12 protein-coding genes are annotated in these 17,802 nt (G+C 46.4%); 5 read left to right on the top strand and 7 right to left on the bottom strand.

Annotated elements, in window-relative coordinates:
• The first annotated feature begins 31 nt into the window (after nt 1-31).
• The 5 genes from FBY58_RS05315 (at nt 32) to rnr (ending at nt 10,094) form a co-directional block, all read left to right on the top strand.
• Nucleotides 32-793, top strand: coding sequence for a nucleotidyltransferase family protein (locus FBY58_RS05315; protein WP_141919826.1), 762 nt, complete (start codon nt 32-34; stop codon nt 791-793).
• 6 nt (nt 794-799) lie between these two features.
• A complete protein-coding gene (addB, locus tag FBY58_RS05310) occupies nt 800-3,796 on the top strand; it encodes a double-strand break repair protein AddB (RefSeq protein ID WP_141919825.1) in 2,997 nt (998 codons plus the stop codon).
• A gap of 9 nt (nt 3,797-3,805) precedes the next feature.
• Nucleotides 3,806-7,297: a double-strand break repair helicase AddA gene (gene addA, locus FBY58_RS05305; protein WP_141919824.1), complete on the top strand. Its 3,492-nt coding sequence runs from the start codon at nt 3,806-3,808 to the stop codon at nt 7,295-7,297.
• Nucleotides 7,298-7,381: 84 nt separating this feature from the next.
• Complete coding sequence (gene trxA / locus FBY58_RS05300; RefSeq protein ID WP_141919823.1) at nt 7,382-7,702, top strand: thioredoxin TrxA; 321 nt, start codon at nt 7,382-7,384, stop codon at nt 7,700-7,702.
• Nucleotides 7,703-7,805: 103 nt separating this feature from the next.
• Nucleotides 7,806-10,094, top strand: coding sequence for a ribonuclease R (gene rnr, locus FBY58_RS05295; RefSeq protein ID WP_141919822.1), 2,289 nt, complete (start codon nt 7,806-7,808; stop codon nt 10,092-10,094).
• Between the two features lie 585 nt (nt 10,095-10,679).
• On the opposite strand, the gene mazG is transcribed toward rnr, so the two are convergent.
• From mazG to FBY58_RS05260, 7 genes are all read right to left on the bottom strand, one after another.
• Complete coding sequence (mazG, locus tag FBY58_RS05290; RefSeq protein ID WP_141919821.1) at nt 10,680-11,495, bottom strand: nucleoside triphosphate pyrophosphohydrolase; 816 nt, start codon at nt 11,493-11,495, stop codon at nt 10,680-10,682.
• 335 nt (nt 11,496-11,830) lie between these two features.
• Nucleotides 11,831-12,595, bottom strand: coding sequence for an MBL fold metallo-hydrolase (locus FBY58_RS05285; protein ID WP_141919820.1), 765 nt, complete (start codon nt 12,593-12,595; stop codon nt 11,831-11,833).
• Complete coding sequence (locus FBY58_RS05280) at nt 12,592-13,368, bottom strand: TatD family hydrolase (RefSeq protein WP_141919819.1); 777 nt, start codon at nt 13,366-13,368, stop codon at nt 12,592-12,594. Before FBY58_RS05280 ends, FBY58_RS05285 begins: the two co-directional genes overlap by 4 nt.
• Complete coding sequence (metG, locus tag FBY58_RS05275) at nt 13,368-14,924, bottom strand: methionine--tRNA ligase (protein ID WP_141919818.1); 1,557 nt, start codon at nt 14,922-14,924, stop codon at nt 13,368-13,370. Before metG ends, FBY58_RS05280 begins: the two co-directional genes overlap by 1 nt.
• Nucleotides 14,925-14,941: 17 nt before the next feature.
• Nucleotides 14,942-15,934 (bottom strand): DNA polymerase III subunit delta', encoded by a 993-nt coding sequence (locus FBY58_RS05270; protein WP_141919817.1) that lies wholly within the window; start codon nt 15,932-15,934, stop codon nt 14,942-14,944.
• Entirely contained in the window at nt 15,934-16,590 is a 657-nt protein-coding gene (gene tmk, locus FBY58_RS05265) for a dTMP kinase (protein ID WP_141919816.1), read from the bottom strand. Before tmk ends, FBY58_RS05270 begins: the two co-directional genes overlap by 1 nt.
• On the bottom strand, nt 16,569-17,771 hold the full coding sequence (locus FBY58_RS05260; protein ID WP_141920622.1) for a D-alanyl-D-alanine carboxypeptidase family protein: 1,203 nt from the start codon (nt 17,769-17,771) through the stop codon (nt 16,569-16,571). The genes tmk and FBY58_RS05260 overlap by 22 nt, the downstream gene beginning before the upstream one ends.
• Nucleotides 17,772-17,802 lie beyond the last annotated feature (31 nt).

The following is a 17,802-nucleotide window of genomic DNA, read 5'->3' as shown; positions in this document are numbered from 1 at the left end:
TTCATTTATAGGTAGGGGGCAGGAGAACAGAATGAAAAGCTTGAGTAAGACGATAACTTTCAAAAACAAAAAGCCGCAAAGCTTGATCAAGACCGCCATGATTCTGGCTGCCGGTTTCGGTAAGCGGATGCGCCCCCTGACGGCAACCCGTCCAAAACCTTTGGTTGAAGTGGGTGGCAAGCCTTTGATTGATCATGCGCTTGATCATTTGAAAGAAAGCGGCATTACCCGCATCGTCGTCAACACCCATTATATGAACGAACCTTTGGAAGCGCATTTGCGTCATACGGCCAAAGACTTCGATCTTCAGATTTCCCGTGAAGAAGATGCGCTTCTTGAAACCGGCGGCGGCATTAAAAAAGCTTTACCGCTTATTCAAGATGATCTTTTTCTGGTTATCAGCAGCGACAATTTCTGGTTGGACGGCACTGCCAATTCTATCGAACTTCTGACCCGTCATTGGGATGATGAAAAGATGGATGCACTGTTGTTATTGGTGCCATTATCCCATGCCGATTGCTATAACGGGCAGGGTGATTTCCATATGAACGCCATCGGACAAATCCAGCCCAAAATCCCAGGCAAGGTGGCACCTTTTGTCTTTAGCGGCATCCAGATCATCTCCAAACGCTTCTTGGAAAACACGCCAGACGGGGCATTCCCCAGCAAATACATCCGCGATCAGGCGATAAAAAAAGGCCGTCTCTACGGATTGGTGCATGATGGTATCTGGTTCGATGTCAGCACACCGAAAGCCGTCAAGGTAACCGATACCATTCTAAGACGCGGTTAATTTATTATGCCGGAAAAATCCCGTCTCTTTACGATTCCGTTTCATCTGTCTTTTGCCGATGCGTTGGTTGACGGCCTCATCCGCCGTTATGATCCCATGACATTGGCACAGGGATTGATCCTGCTTCCGAATAACCGTTCCATTCGGGCAATAACAGAAGCCTTTGTGCGTCGGTCATCTTCCGGCCTGTTATTACCCCGAATGGTGCCGGTCGGTGATCCTTTGTTGGATGACCGTTTGGGAGCTTTTCTTGATCCGGTTGACCTGACAAATCCGTTACCTCCGGCTATTTCGCCTTTAGAACGGCATTTCCGGTTAACGCGCCTTGTCAAAAAAACGATGAAAAAACAGGGACGGGCAATTTCCGTTTCCGAAGCCCATCGTCTGGCAGAAGAATTAGCCTTAACGCTAGATCAGCTTATGGCGGCGGAAATTGATCCGGCCAGACTAACCCAGTTAATTGATCCTTTGGCAGAACAGGAACTGGCACGCCATTGGCAAGCCTCTCTAAAACTGCTCGAATCTATTCTGACAGATTGGCCGGAAGAACTGAAAAAGACGGGGCAGATCGAAATTCAGGATCGTCGCAACAAACTGCTCGATCGCCTCACCGAAAGATGGAAACAACAACCTCCCGTTGAAAAACCGATTATTGCCGCTGGGGCTATTACCGGATCACCGGTTTCGGCGCGCTTATTGCGGGTTATTTCGGAAATGGATGACGGGCTTATTGTCTTCCCCGGTCTTGATACCACCATGCCCGACGAAGAATGGCAATTATTGGGGCCCCATGAACGCAACCCTGATACGGGTATCAAACAACCTTCTTTAGAAAGTCATCCGCAATTCCAGTTAAAATTATTGCTGGATCGTATGGGCATTGACCGGAAAGAAGTGATTGAATGGGACGCGCTCAATAAACCTGATACGCTGAACGCCCCTTCTCGGCAGGCGGCCAATCTCGCCATTCATCATCTTATGGCTCCGGCCAGATATACCAATCGCTGGCAATCCTTACCCGAAAAAGAACGCGTTTTTCCCAATTTGTCGGTTATTGAAACGGCACATCCCGAAGAAGAAGCGCAGGTCATCGCCTTGGCTTTACGGCAAGCCGTAGAAGAAAAAGGTCAGACGGCGGCCTTGGTCACGCCTGATCGTGCTTTGGCCGTCAGGGTTTCCGCTTTATTAAAACGTTTCGGTATTGATGCGGATGATAGTGCAGGGCGGCCTTTATCGCTTACTCCACCGGGTTTGCTCTTGCTCGATCTGGTTTCTTTGGCCGCCGATCATTTCTCGGCAGTCAGCTTTTTGGCTGTCGCCAAACATCCCTTGGTGGCTTTTGGTGAAGAACGTGAATTATGGCGTGGTCATATTCGTGATCTGGATAAGCTCTTACGAGGGCCCCTGTTAAGAAATGGCCTGACCGGCATTACAGAAAAAATCACCGAAGCCGTTTCCAAAGGACGGGCTAATCCCGAATTGCTCGAATGGTGGGAAAAAACCAAACAGCCTTTTATCCCCTTGGATCAACAATATCAGGCGGTTTTGCCGTTAACCGATATTATCCGAATTTTACGGGAAACGGCGAACGCTATTGCCGGTGATGAAATCTGGGCAGAGGCCGCCGGTCGTCTCGCTGCTGATCTTGTTGCTGAAATCGAAGCTCTGGCTGTCGATCATAATGAAACGATGCGTTTTTCCGATTTTGCTCATGTCTTGCGGCAATTAATGGATAAACAAGCGGTCAGACCGATGAAAAACGGCCATCCCCGTATTTTTATCTGGGGTTTGATCGAAGCCCGCTTGCAACATGCTGATCTTATGATCGCGGCTGGTCTTAATGAAACGGTCTGGCCTCCTATCAAAGAAGCCGATCCTTGGCTTGCGCCCCGAATCCGTTCAGAACTGGGTTTGCCGGGGCTGGAATTGCGGATCGGTATTGCAGCTCATGACTTTTCTTCTGTTTTAGGGGCTAAAAAAGTCCTGCTTACGCGCGCCAGACGCGATGCCAGAGCGCCTACTATGGCTTCCCGTTTCTGGTTACGGTTAGAAGCTATGGCCTCTGGTCTCAAAAAGGCGGATTATCTTCCTTATTGGGCAAAAATGCTGGACGAACCGCAAGCCTTTAAGCCTGCAGAAAGGCCGATGCCCAATCCTCCGGTTGATGAACGACCCCAAAAAATCGCTGTTACGCGTTTTGATAGCCTGCAATCCGACCCTTATAGCTATTATGCCAGCAATATCTTGAGATTGAGAAAACTTGATCCCGTCGATGCAGAACCAACGGCGGCTTGGCGGGGCAGCTTAATCCACAGCATTCTTGAAAGCTGGGCAAAGGACGATAACCATCGCATCGGGCGTTTAAGACCCCGAACATTGGCCTTTTTGGAAAGCATCAATGCTCATCTTATCCAGAAAACTCTATGGCTCCCTCGGTTATTGCAGGCCATAGACTGGATTGAAAATGAAGTCCGTCAAATGGCAGAAGAAGGCCGTCATATTCTCGATGTCGAACGAAAGGCAAGCTGCCTGATTAACGGTATCGAATTATATGGCTATGTTGACCGGATTGACCAGCTTAGCGACGGTGCCTTTGCCATTGTTGACTATAAAACGGGTGCACCCCCCACGGCGGCTTCTGTCAAAAGTGGCGATAACTTACAGCTTGGTCTCTTAGGCTTGCTGATCGAACGTAACGGTATCCCTGATATCAAAGGGGCAGTGAAAGAATTCGAATATTGGTCAACGGCTCTAAAACCCAAAAATAAAAAGGCGGGTTATTCGGTTTCTATCTTAGGGAAAGGCAGCAGGGCGCTTTTACCAGAAGATATTCTCCATATGGCTGAAGAGCGCTTCATCGCTGTAACCGATCATTATTTGCTTCATAACACGCCTTTCACAGCCCGCCCGCATCGGGGCAAAAAGCTGTATGACGATTATGCGCAGCTTATGCGTTTCGATGAATGGCGCAGTAATCCCCAACCCAAATTGACGCAGAATTAAGGCAGTTCCATGGCTCATCCACAGCGGTTAATGCCGTTAGAAGCAGAACAGCTTCAGGCATCCGATCCCAAAGGCAATATCTGGCTCTCTGCTTCTGCCGGAACGGGGAAAACCCATGTTCTGACCGCACGGGTATTGCGTCTTCTTTTAAACAGGGCTGCGCCTGAAAGTATTCTTTGCCTGACTTTTACCAAAGCAGGCGCGGCAGAAATGTCGGAACGTATCAATCAACGTCTGGCAAGATGGGTTATCCAACTTAACGATGATGAATTAAGGGAAGAATTACAGGCGCTAGGGGCGCACTATGACCGCGAAACGCTGGCCTTGGCCAGAACCCTTTTTGCGCGTGTGCTGGATGCGCCGGGGGGCTTGCGGATACAAACTATTCATAGCTTTTGCCAATCTTTGCTAACGGCTTTTCCTGTCGAAGCCGGATTGATACCGGGATTTCATCTAATTGAAGGACGGGAAGAAGCGGTTCAGGCCAAGAAAACCCTAACCGGATTATTGGATAACAGCACGCCCGCCAGCCGCCGGATTAAAGAAGAAGATATTATCTTGCTCGCTGAAAAGCTGGGAGAGCCGGGGGCAGAAGATTATATCTATCAATGTCGCTTTCATCATCTTGCCCTGAATAGCTTGGGTGAAGCCATTGAAAGCAAGGTAAAACACGCGCTTGATTTACCTTCTGCGAATATCCAAGACATTCTTGAAGAGGCCTGCGACGACGATCATTTTGATTTTGAGCTTCTTCGCCACATGGCAGAAGCCAATGAAAAATGGGGGACAAAAACAGCCGATGATAATCTGGCCATTATCCAGTCTTTCGTTGCCGCTTCTCCACATGAGAGAGTTTCTTTACTTCAAAATCTTAAACTTGTGCCTTGCACAAAAGCAGGAAAAATTAGAGAAAAACAGGCAGGTCTGTTCAAAGTAGCGCCTAGTTACAAAGAGTGGATGACCTCGCTTAAGGATTCCATTGATGGAATCCTTTCTTTGAAAGAACGCTCTCATTTCGCGCAATTTGCTATAGCCGCTCTTCGCACCGGACAAGCCTATAGTCAGGCATGGCAAGAATCTAAAAAAGAAGCAGGCTTGGTCGATTTTAACGATATGATCGAATCCAGTATCACCTTGCTCCTCATTCCAGGGATTGGGGATTGGGTGCGTTATAAACTCGACCGAAGAACCGATCATATTCTGGTTGATGAAGCTCAAGATACGAATCGTTTTCAGTGGGCGATTATTAAAGCTTTGGCAGAAGACTTCTTTTCGGGTGATAGCGCAAAATCAGTTGAATCCTCTCGCAGTATTTTTGCGGTTGGTGACTTTAAACAGGCCATTTATGGTTTCCAAGGCACCGATCCCCAAGCCTTTATACAGGCGCATGACGAATTTTCGGACAAATCACAGGGCAGCGGGCGGGAAATCCTCGATCTGTCTTTAAATCGCTCTTTCCGGTCAACACCGCCTATTCTGACGGTGGTTGATAACATGCTCGCTGATATCGAAACCCATTGCGGCGGCATCGGCATTGATCGAGAGGCCTTACAACCGCATCAATCGGCCAAGGCTCACCTCGGCGGCGCTGTCGTCTTGTTGCAACCTATCTCCGATTATCAGGAGGAAGACGATAACAGCTCTTCGACCGATAATAACGGGGAGGGGGAAGATCAGCTTGAAAATGGTGAATTGGAATTGGCTATCAGGCTGGCACGCCAGATAGAAGCATGGCTCGATCCTAAAAAACCTCTTTATCTCGAAGCTTTGGGTCGGCCTGTCCAACCACGCGACATCCTCATTCTGGTTCGGAACCGTGGGCGCTTAGCGTCTCTGATCGTTGGCTGTCTTCATGCCCAAAAAATTCCGGTAGCTGGCCTTGACCGTCTGACATTGACAACCCCTTTGGCGGTCTGTGATCTGTTATCCGCTATCCGTTTTGTTTTGCAGCCGGATGATGATTTAACCTTGGCCTGTCTTTTGGTCTCGCCTTTGATCGGCTGGGATCAGGACAGGCTTTATAAACTCGCCGCCCACAGAGCGCCTAAGGAAACGCTTTTTGATCGTTTAAGGAAAAGTGAAGCCGAAAAAGAAACTTGGGATGTTATTCGCGATTGGCTCTCGAAAGCCGATTTTATTACCCCTTATCGCTTCCTCGAAATGCTACTCAGCGGCAAAGAACAAGGCCGCCAAAAATTGTTGGAAAGGCTCGGTGAAGAGGCGCGCGACCCCATTAACGAATTGCTGAACGCCGCTTTGCTGTTGGAAAGCGAAACTACCCCGTCTTTTCAGCGTTTTTTGGATTGGTTCGACAGCGGCGATGTCGAAATAAAACGCGACCCATCGGTACGACAAAATACCGTCCGCATCATGACTGTGCATGGTGCAAAAGGCCTACAAGCGCCGGTCGTTATCCTTGCCGATGCCACCCGCGATCCGACGCAATCAAACGGCTTCAAAAAAGAAATCATAGAATGGCCTCTGGATGAGAATAGCCCCTCTGTTCCCATCCCGATGCCCAATGACACTGATAATTATCTTCCTTTTGCGGACATCATCACAAAGAAAAAGACCAAAGATTTGCAGGAACATTGGCGGCTGCTTTATGTCGCCGCCACCCGCGCCGAAGAATATCTTGTCATCACGGGTCATCTGGGCAGCAAAAGCAAAAACAAACCGCCAGAAAAGAGCTGGTATGCCTGTGCTGTCCGCGCCATGAGCATGACAGGCATCGCGTGGCAGGAAGATTCAACTTGGCAACAAAAAGCGGTCTATCATGTGTCCGGTCAAAAAACGCTGGATCAAAAAAGGCCGGACAATCAGCCGCCCGCTTCTTCAGAAGCGATGCCCGCATGGATTAAAAACAAAATACCGGAAGAGCCTAAACCTGTTTATCCCTTGAGGCCTTCGGACTTAGTCAGGGATAATACTTCCAATCCACCGCCTGATGGCGCATCTCTTAATGCAGCCAAGCGCGGAACCTTATTACACGCTCTGTTTGAACGCTTACCCATGCTACCACCGGAACAAAGAGAAGTCGCTGGTCTAAGATGGCTTAAAACGGCAGGCATTACTGATCCCCTATTGCGGAACAATCTCGCCAAAGATGCCTGCGCGGTTATGAACAATCCTGATTTTGTGAATATCTTTTCCGAAAAATCTTTAGCCGAAGCGCCCATCGCAGCCCAAGTCGGCGACCACGTTATTTCGGGAACCGTTGACCGTCTCTGGATCGATAAAGAACAAAAACGGGTTCACATCGTCGATTTTAAAACAGGGCGACGCGTTCCAGCTAGTGAAAAACAGGTCAGCGATGCCTATCTTAGACAGATGGCGGCCTATGTTGTCGCCTTGGAAAAGATTTTTCCTGATTACATCATCGAAGCATCTTTGCTTTATACAAGCGGGCCTAAATTGGTTTCTTTCGAGCAAAGCTTTCTTCATGAATATTTTTCAAAGATCGACGAAGCTGACATTCAATCAGATTATCTGACATTGTAATCGGATTTTCGCCATTGCAAGAAATGTTATTCCTATTAGATCATACCTATATAGAAACTAACATCCTCATCAGGAGCGACTATAATGAGTGTTATCAACGTCACCGATGCCAGCTTTGAAGCCGATGTATTGAAATCAGATGTTCCTGTTGTGGTCGATTTCTGGGCTGAATGGTGCGGACCTTGCCGCCAGATTGCACCGGCTTTGACCGAAATTGCTGGCGAATTAGACGGTAAAATGACCTTGGCCAAACTCGACGTTGATAGCAACATCGAAACCGCCAGCCGTTATGGCATTCGCAATATTCCGACCTTGCTGCTTTTTAAAAATGGTGAAGTGGCGGCAACCCGCACAGGCGGCGCTCCCAAGAGCCAGTTAAAATCATGGATTGAAAGTTCACTTTAAACTCCTTTATCATAAGGGGGATGAAGCCTTATAGACATTCGATTACCATGAAGATGTCTGAACTTAAAAATTTTCTTTTGCAAAAGGCCTGACAGTCCCCCTTATGACCCGTTCATCAAAACAAAAACCCCAAAATGACCTGCCGACGACGAAGCAGATTATTGAATTTATCTCATCGTCTTCACAGCCGGTCGGCAAGCGGGAAATTGCGCGCGCCTTTGGCTTGAAAGGGCAAACTAAAATTGCCTTGAAAGCTGTGCTAAAGGATATGGCTGATGAAGGGTTGATTGACTCTTCACCGGGTCGTGCTTTCCATTTGATGGGTGGGTTACCAAAAGTAACTATCCTAAAAGTCATTGATAGTGATGGCACCGGTTTCACGCTTGCCCAACCCGAAAAATGGGAAGCTGAACATCTACCGGTTCCCAAAGTAAAAATTATCGAGCGGAAAAAGAAAAAAACGCTTGCTGAAGGTGATAGAGTTCTTGTCAGGACAGAGCAGGTCGAGGGCGAATGGCACGCCTTTGTTCTAAGAACGCTTGAGCCTGCTGAAACGGGCATTTTGGGGATTTTGTGCCGCGAAGATGACAAGCTTTGGCTGAAACCTGTTGATAAAAAAATGAAAAAAACATGGCCTGTTTCCGATGCGGGTAATGCCGAATTAGGTGAATTGGTTCTAGCTGAAAAAGCAGGCCGCCAGCCACGAATAACGGCACGGGTAACAAAAAGGTTAGGCGATCCGTTCCAACCGAAAAGCTTTAGCCTGATTGCCATTCATAAATATAATATTCCGGATCACTTCTCACAGGAAGTCTTAGAAGACGCTGAAATTGCGGCTGATCTTGATTTAGGTAATCGCGAAGATTTAACTCATTTGCCGATTATTGCGATTGATCCTGCCGATGCCCGAGATCACGATGATGCGGTCTGGGCGGCTCCTGATGATAATCCCGATAATAAGGGTGGATATCAGGCTGTTGTCGCTATTGCGGATGTGTCATTTTACGTCCGTCCGGGAACTTCTCTCGATCGTGAGGCGCGTAAACGGGGCAATAGTGTTTATTTTCCTGATCAGGTCATCCCAATGTTACCGGAACGGTTATCCGGTGATGTTTGCTCATTAAAAGAAAATGTAGATAGGGCCGCCTTGGCTTGTCATTTGGTGATAGGCACCGATGGTAAATTAAAGTCATGGCGCTTTACGCGGGCAAAGGTGCGCTTGGCCGCTAATATTTCCTATGAAGATGCGCAGGCTGCTATTGATGGCAAGCTAGAAAGTTCTTTAACTGAAAAAGTCTTAAAGCCGCTATGGACTTGCTGGGAATCGTTGAATCACGCCCGTAAAAACAGACAGCCTTTAGGTCTGGATTTACCCGAAAGGCGTGTTATTTTGGGTGGAAAAGGTGAAATCCTATCTGTCGCCACGCGTGAAAGATTGGATGCCCATCAGCTCATCGAAGATTTTATGATTGCAGCTAATATTGCGGCAGCAAAAGCCTTGGAGGCGAAAAAAGCGCCTGTCATGTATCGGGTGCATGAACCACCTAGCCGTGAAAAACTGGTTGCGTTAAGAGATTATCTCAAGACTTTTTCAATCGCTTTTGCGTTAGGGCAGGTGATTAAGCCGCAGGTTTTCAATCATCTGATTGAGCGCTTAGAAGTTGATGAAGAATCTCGCGCTCGTATCATGGAACAGATTTTACGGAGCCAGACGCAGGCTTATTACTCACCGTCTAATATGGGGCATTTTGGTCTAGCTTTGGGAAGCTATGCTCATTTCACGAGCCCGATCAGACGTTATGCCGATTTATTAGTGCATCGAGCTTTGGTTAGTGCCTATCATTTGGAAAGCGGCAAGCCCAAACTTAAATCATCCCATGATAACCATGATATTCCAGCGGTTAGCGCTTTACCGGTGCAAGATGCCGAGAATATGTCTGTCATCGGTGAAAAAATTAGCCATGCCGAAAGACGGGCAATGGAAGCAGAACGGGAAACCGTTGATCGTTATATTGCGGCTTATTTTTCGCAATATATTGGGGAAATAATGCCCACCAGAATTACGGGCGTTCGAGAATTCGGATTTTTTGCGACTGTGCCTGAATTGGGTGGGGACGGGCTGGTGCCTGTTTCAACATTGGGTCATGAATATTTCCGTTACGATGAGACTACTCAAAGCCTTGAAGGGCAGGATAGTGGCACCCGATATGAGATCGGTCAAAGAATAGATTTACGCTTGGTAGAAGCCGATCCGATTGGCGGTTCATTAAGGTTTGAACTGCCTGAGGCTGATCCGCCGGTTAAAATGTCGCGTCGTGGGCGAGGCCGCAGCGGCATTGATCCTCGATTGATAAAAAAGCGGGGACGGCCTGCTAATACTCGCCACCGTTAGATAAGGAAGCATATTGAAACAAGGGTAGGGCAATGCCTACGCTTTGATACAATAATATTTATTATCAATATGATATGAGTTGTTTTTAATAAAAATTATGAGCTGTTAAGTCGCTTCGAAAATTTTAAAATAATGATTTGTTATTTTTAACGCAGCAAAGGCTCTGTCAATTTTGAGGTTGGCAGAGCCAATAGAAGAGCGGATATCAATATATGACTTTGTTTATCGTTTATGAAGGCGGATATTGTTTATTGACCGTAAAAAGAAAACGATAAAGCATATCTTGCTGAATAGATTAATCAGCCATTTTTCTCAGTTTTAGAAGTGATAGAAATTCTTATTGGAATCATTTCTAAAACGCCCCAATCAAAAGAAAGCAAAGACATCCTTCCTAGATAAATAAAGGGCAGGGAAGCCTAATCATCTTATTTGAAATCTTAAAAATTAGGCAAAAGATAATTTTTTCTGTTTATATCCGTCTCAATTAAAGATTGGGTATTGAGACGGATATTGAATACCAGATAGTTTTTTCAAAAAAAAAGCTAGATCATGTGCATATTTGATATTTTTTAATAAAATAAAGCTTTATTTATCTGATTTCATTGATTTTTCATGTTTTTTTGCAGCTATCCATAAATCTTCTTTTTCAGGTAAAGATAGGGGGCTTATGTCGCCACCAGCTATATTCTCCATAGTTTTGAAACGACTTTCGAATTTTTCATTGGATATTTTAAGGGCTTGCTCGGCATCAATCCCATGATGTCTAGCAAAGGTCGTTACCGTAAAGAGAACATCGCCAATTTCCTCAATCAGGTTTTCGCGATCAGTTGCATTATCAACTTCGGCTAATTCTTCATCAATTTTAGCTCTTGGGCCAGCTGTATCTGACCAATCAAATCCGGTTCTAGCGGCGCGCTCTTGAATTTTTCTGGCACGCGTCAATGCGGGCAAAGATTTAGCAATTCCAGCCAAAGTGCCGGAATCATTCGATTTTTTCTTAGAACGCTCTGTGGCTTTAATTCTTTCCCAATTATCCGCGATATATGCCGAAGTGGTATCGGCATCATTATCCTTGAAGACATGAGGATGACGGCGGATCATCTTTTCACAAATCGCATCAGCGACATCATCAAAAGTAAACAAATTTTCTTCAGAAGCCATTTGAGAATGGAAAACAACCTGAAGCAGCAAATCACCCAATTCGTTTTTTAATTCTTCCATATCCTGTTGTTCGATAGCGTCGACAACTTCATAGGCTTCTTCAACAGCAAAAGGCGCAATGCTTGAAAAATTTTGTGCAACGTCCCATTCGCAACCGTGAACGGGATCACGCAAGCGAGCCATGATTTGACGCAGCTTATCAATAGAGGAGAAATTCTGTTTTGAAGCGTCTTTATCCATGAGGGAGGCCTCTTTCCATAAGTCTGATAATATATATTATGTTAAATAAGATCGGATTTTATTAAAAAACACGCTCAAAAATCATATTTTTGGAAAAAATCCGTTTTTGCCTTTTCTCTATAAATTGTACGCCTTCCCTTTGTATTTCTTCTTGTATTTCTTCTTGTCTTTTATCGTCCAATTTTTTTAACGATGGAGTGAATAAAAAAGGAAAACTGAAATTTTATCCGCTGCTTTTATCCGAAGGCTGTCTTCAAATAACAAGATAGTTGGAAAGGGGCTTTTCCAAAAAAAGAACAGGGGTTGTTACCCCCCTGCCCGATTATTGAATTGTCTTAGATCTCTATCGTCCAACCATCATATCCGACGTCCATATAGTCAGGCAGACTTTTGGATAAGGTCGCATAATCCATTGAATTATCCATATGGCATGTAAGCGCCCTTTTGACCTTTAGTTTTTCAGCCCATTCCAAAATCATGGCAAGATGCGGATGTGATGGATGCGGTCTTTCCCGCAAAGTATCCACAATCCAAAGGTCAACACCTTGATAAAACTTGGCCATTTCATCTGTTATGTCATTGAAATCAGTCGCATATCCAACGCGTATATTTTTATGTTTAAAACAAAATCCTGCGCTGGATACCCGTGCATGAGGCTGATCAACCACGGATATTTCGATATCGCCAAGCTTCAGATGATCGGGCAAAACATGTGCATCGACCGTTGGTCGGTAGTCACCATATCCATCAAAAACATAAGAAAAACGTTGTTTAAGGCCAGATAAGGTTTCTGAACGAGCAAAGCCCGGAATAGGTTCACCACGACGGTGAAAAATCGGGCGTAAATCATCAATACCGTGACAATGATCGGCATGATCATGCGTCCAGAATACCGCATTCAACATCGAAATATCAGCTTTCAAAAGCTGTGCCCTCATATCCGGAGAGGTATCAATCAGAATTTTAATCTGATCTGTCTCAAGATACAAAGAAGCTCTCGTTCTGTTATTCTTAGCTTCGCTTGGGTCGCATGTTCCCCAGTTATTCCCGATTATCGGCACACCTGAAGATGTGCCAGAACCGAGAAGACGGAGTCTCATAATTTCACCTTATTAAATAATTTCAAGAAGTTACGGCTCGTCATGTCGGTGAAAGCTTCGTAGTTCATACCAAACATTTCACTTAAGAAATGCGCGGTATCTGCAACAAAAGCGGGTTCACCTTTTTTACCACGATGCGGCACCGGTGCCAGAAAAGGCGAATCTGTTTCAACCATCAATCGATCTAACGGCAAATCTTTGACAGTGACGCGCAGATCCTCGGCATTTCTGAAAGTGATAATACCAGAGATAGAAATATAAAATCCGACCTTCAGCATCCGTTCTGCCAAAGAACGGCTGGCTGTGAAACAATGAATCAGACCTTTAAATGGCGCTTTTGCCATTTCTTCTTCAATGATATTCGCGGTATCTTCTTCGGCATCTCTGGTATGAACAATCAGTGGCAATCCAGTCTCACGCGCAGCTATAATATGTTCGCGAAAACTGGCTTTCTGTTGATCAAAGTCATTTTCACCATAAAAATAATCCAACCCGCTTTCACCGATAGCGACAACCCGAGGATGGGCTGCCGCTTCGATGAGCTTTTGACTGGTAATATTTTCATGGGAAGCGGCTTCATTGGGATGAATCCCGACACTTGCCCAGACATCTTTTTCACGCTCAGCTGTAGCGATAATTGGAGTCCATTCAGACGCCTTGGTCGCGACATTGACCATACCGGTTACCCCTGCTGATCGGGCGCGCTGCAAAATTTCAGGCTGTTTTTCCAGCATTCCGGGGTAATTGAGATGGCAATGGCTATCAATCAGCATCAAGCTTTGTCCTTTACGGGTTTGTTCTTATCTTCATCAACCAGACGAGGAAAAACGCCAGCCGGTTTCGGAAGCGGTAATCCCGGTACCAGCGGTGCAGATAATGCGCGGAAGTCGCGTTGATCAGACCCCTGCCCTAATAAATCAAGCAAAGCATCACAGCTGGTCGGCATTGCCCAATGGCTTAAAATAGCCAGTTGGCGTACGGCTTCGATCGTCCAATATAAAATGGTATCGGCACGAACCGGATCTGTTTTTCTGACGGTCCAAGGGGCTTGTTCAGAAATATAAAGATTGGCTTCTGCTACACCGCGCCAGATAGCTTCCAAAGCCTGATTAGGTGCAATGTTGTTCATTGCGGTTGCTACCTGATGCGGAATACCGGCGATTTTTTCCATCAACACCTGATCTTCCGCTTGGGTCGTTTCTGGGCTGGGAACCTTGGCACCGTTTTTGGCAATGATTGATAATGAGCGCTGTGCTAAATTACCAAAGTCATTGGCAAGGTCAGCATTCACACGGTTCACAATGGCTTCGTGGCTATAGCTGCCATCCTGACCAAAGGTCACTTCTCTCAACAGAAAATAACGGAGCTGATCAACGCCATAAATCTCAGCCATGTCGATGGGATCGACGACATTGCCAACCGATTTAGACATCTTTTCTCCCTTATTCAGAAGAAAACCATGTCCAAAGACGGTTTTTGGTAAAGCAATATTGGCAGCCATCAAGAAAGCCGGCCAGTAAACCGCGTGGAAACGGATAATATCTTTACCGATAATATGGATATCCGCTGGCCAATAACGGTCGAAACGTTCTTTGTTATCGGGATAACCCGCGCCAGTCAGATAATTGGTTAACGCATCAATCCAGACATACATAACGTGACCGGGGGAATCTGGAACCGGAATACCCCAATCAAAACTAGTTCTGGAGATAGAAAGATCGGCTAAACCCGATTTAACAAAGCTGACGACTTCGTTACGGCGGGCTTCTGGCTGGATAAATTCGGGATGTTCTTCGTAATAAGCCAGCAATTTATCTTGAAAGGCGGAAAGCTTGAAAAACCAGCTTTCTTCGACATTCCATTCAACCGGCGTTCCTTGAGGGGAAACTTTCTGGCCGTTTGAATCAGTTATAAGCTCTTCTTCTTTATAGAAGGCTTCATCTCGGACAGAATACCAGCCTTCATAACGTCCCAGATAGATATGACCGGCATCAGCCAACGTTTTCCACAAAGCTTGGCTGGCTTTATGATGTTCAGCTTCTGTTGTTCGGATGAAGCGATCATAGGAAATGTTATAAAGATCATCCATCGCTTTGAAATGTGAAGACATTTCATCGGCTAGAGTGATCGGTTCTATATCACGATTACGTGCAGCCTGTGCCATTTTGAGGCCATGTTCGTCGGTTCCAGTCTGGAAATAGACGTCATCTCCGGCAAGGCGATGATAACGCGCCAACGCATCGGAAGCGATCGCTTCATAAGCGTGGCCGATATGAGGCTTTCCGTTGGGATAGCTGATAGCCGTCGTAATATAAAAAGGTTGAGACATCTCGAAATTTACCAAATCTATTTGTGTGTTGGGGCTAATCTGGCAAGAAATCCAGCCAGAGTAAAAACAGTTGCCTGTGGATCAAGAGAAAATGACACAGCTTCATTGCCAAGCTGGCGGGCTTTTTCCCATAAATGAATGGCTTGTGCCAGTTTTTCTCCCCTTAGGTGATGAGCCTCGGCTGCGATGCGGGTCGGAGCCCGTTCCAGAAAAGCTTCGTAACGGCTTTGTGCTGACTTTAGAGACAGACTCTGTGCCAGCTTGCTGCGTAATAGAAAATCCCTATCGCCTGTTTTGACAAGATTTTCTATCGCATTATCTAACTCAGCCATATCAAGACCGGCAAATTTGAGACCATAGCCAGGAGAACCCTGACTAATTTTTACCAGACTTGCGCATTCTTCATCGCTTATATCGGGAAGATTATGCTTTAGAATATGTTCGACAAGGTTATCTTCCAATAAATGGAAAGGTAAAAGGTGACAACGGGAGCGAATGGTGGGTAAAAGCCGCCCGGCCGCATGGCTGATCAGAAAAAAGATCGTGCCAGCCGGTGGCTCTTCCAGATTTTTCAGTAGCGCATTGGCCGCCGACCGTTCCAGATCATCAATGGAATCAATAATCACAACCCGCCGAAAGGATAAGGCCGGTGTCGTTGAAAACAGCTTTTGAATACTTCTGACTTGATCAACCGTAATATTGCGAGCGCGTTCCTGCTCCTTGGAATCTCGGAATAACCGTTCCAGACGCAATAAATCAGGATGGCTGCCTGCTTTTATCAAAGACAGGGTTGGGTTATGTCCTGTAATATCAAGGGAGAGCGGCTCAACATTTTTTTTGACGTCTGGATTAACGGCATTGGCGAGCAACCAAGCCGCCGCTTGGTCTGCAAAGAAGCGTTTCCCAACGCCCTTTGCTCCCGTTAGAAGCCAAGCATGATGTAATCGTCCGCTTTCTTCCGCATGACGAAAAATCTTTATCGCTGTATCGTGACCCAGTAATTTAGACATCAAGGTAAAAGGTCGTCCAAAGCCGATAAAAGGCGCTGATGCACTTCTTCTGGTTTGCCGCTTGCATCAATAACCCGAAAGCGTTCCGGTTCATTGGCCGCTAATTGCAAGAAGGTTTCATTTACCTTTTGATGATAGTCAGCCGTCCGTTGTTCAAAACGGTTGCCTTTATTCTTGTCACGTTCTTGGGCACGCTTAATGCCTTCACCCCGTGGTAACGTTAACAAAAATGTCCGGTCAGGGAACAAAGATTGGCTGCCAATCTGGTGAAGGCAACGGATATCCTTTTGGCTAAGGCCGCCAGCATCACCCTGATAGGCGAGTGAACTATCAATAAAACGGTCGCAAACGACCCATGTCCCTGTTTCCAAGGCCGGTTTAATCACACGCGCAACATGTTCAGCCCGCGCTGCGGCGAATAAGAGCGCTTCGGTCGCATTCGTCCAACGATGAACGTCGCCTTCCAGTAAAAGATGACGGATCGCGTTCCCACCCGGACAGCCACCGGGTTCTCTGGTTTCGATAACAGGTTTTTGAAGCTTTTCTTCGATCGCGGCTGCTAAAAGGCGCAGTTGAGTGGATTTTCCGACCCCTTCTCCGCCTTCTAGACTGATGAAATATCCCGTTTTTTGTATCACAATCGCCCCAGGAGCCACCTTACACCTTCACCGATGCGACCAAAGAATCCGGCTTTTTCTACCGTTTTCTCGGCGACTAAAGGCGTTACCTGTGGTGGTGTATCAGACGTAATTACAACCAGATCGGCAATATGCTGACCTTCGGCAATAGGGGCCTTGATGGGGCCTTGATAAATAACTTTTACTTTCATCTGGTCAGAAGCCGTAATCGGCAAAGTAACCGCCAGATCGCGTGGTGCAACTAAACCAACAGAAGAAGAGCTACCGCCCTGCACTTCTGCGGTTTGGACACGAACACCTTTTCTAACAACGGGTTTCGATTTCCAAGCTCTAAAACCCCAATTCATAAAGGCAATAGACTGTTCACGGCGGGCACCATTAGAAGGCAAGCCAGCCATGACCATAACCAGCCGCCGCCCCTTTTGTTCAGCGGATCCGGTGAAGCCAAAACCTGCTTCATCAGTATGTCCAGTTTTCAACCCGTCTGCGCCTTCAACAACACCTAATAACGGATCACGATTGGACTGGGTAATATCTTTACCAGCCCCCATGGTCTTACCCCATGTGAATTCGCGCTGACCATAAAATTGGCGATAGAAATCAGGAAAGTCGTGAATAGTGGCTTCCGCCAGTGTTTCGAGATCATGCGCTGTGACATAGGTCGCGCCGCCGTCCGGCCAACCATTAGCCGTGCCGAAATGGGAATTACTTAGACCAATTTTCTGGGCTTTTTCATTCATCAAAGCAACAAAGGCCTGCTCTGTTCCGGCAATACCTTCGGACAGAACCACACAGGCATCATTACCGGAAAGCGTTACAATGCCATGCAAAAGATTGGCCGCACTGACCTGTTCGTTGGGAGACAGAAACATCGTCGACCCAGCGGAAGGGCCGTGCCATTTTTTCCAAGTTTCCGGTTGCACCGTGATCGGCTGATCTAATTTAAGTTGCCCTTTTTTGATGAGATCAAAGGCCACATAGACAGTCATCATTTTAGCCATTGAGGCTGGCGGCATCCGACGATCGGCATCTTTGGAATAAAGCACCGCACCCGAAGAAAGGTCTTTCATATAGGCGATAGGTGCAATCGTTTCAAAAGGCGGTGCTGCTGCATGAGCGGCAGCCGTCGTAAACCACACGGCAACAGATGCGGAAAAGAGTAAAACTGGCTTCATTGAATCACCAATATAAAAAGGCATGGTCACTAAGATTAGTTATCTTGATAAACTT

It is taken from the genome of Zymomonas mobilis, assembly GCF_006715975.1.
GTDB lineage: Bacteria > Pseudomonadota > Alphaproteobacteria > Sphingomonadales > Sphingomonadaceae > Zymomonas > Zymomonas mobilis_B.
This window is presented reverse-complemented; position numbering and strand designations above follow the sequence as displayed.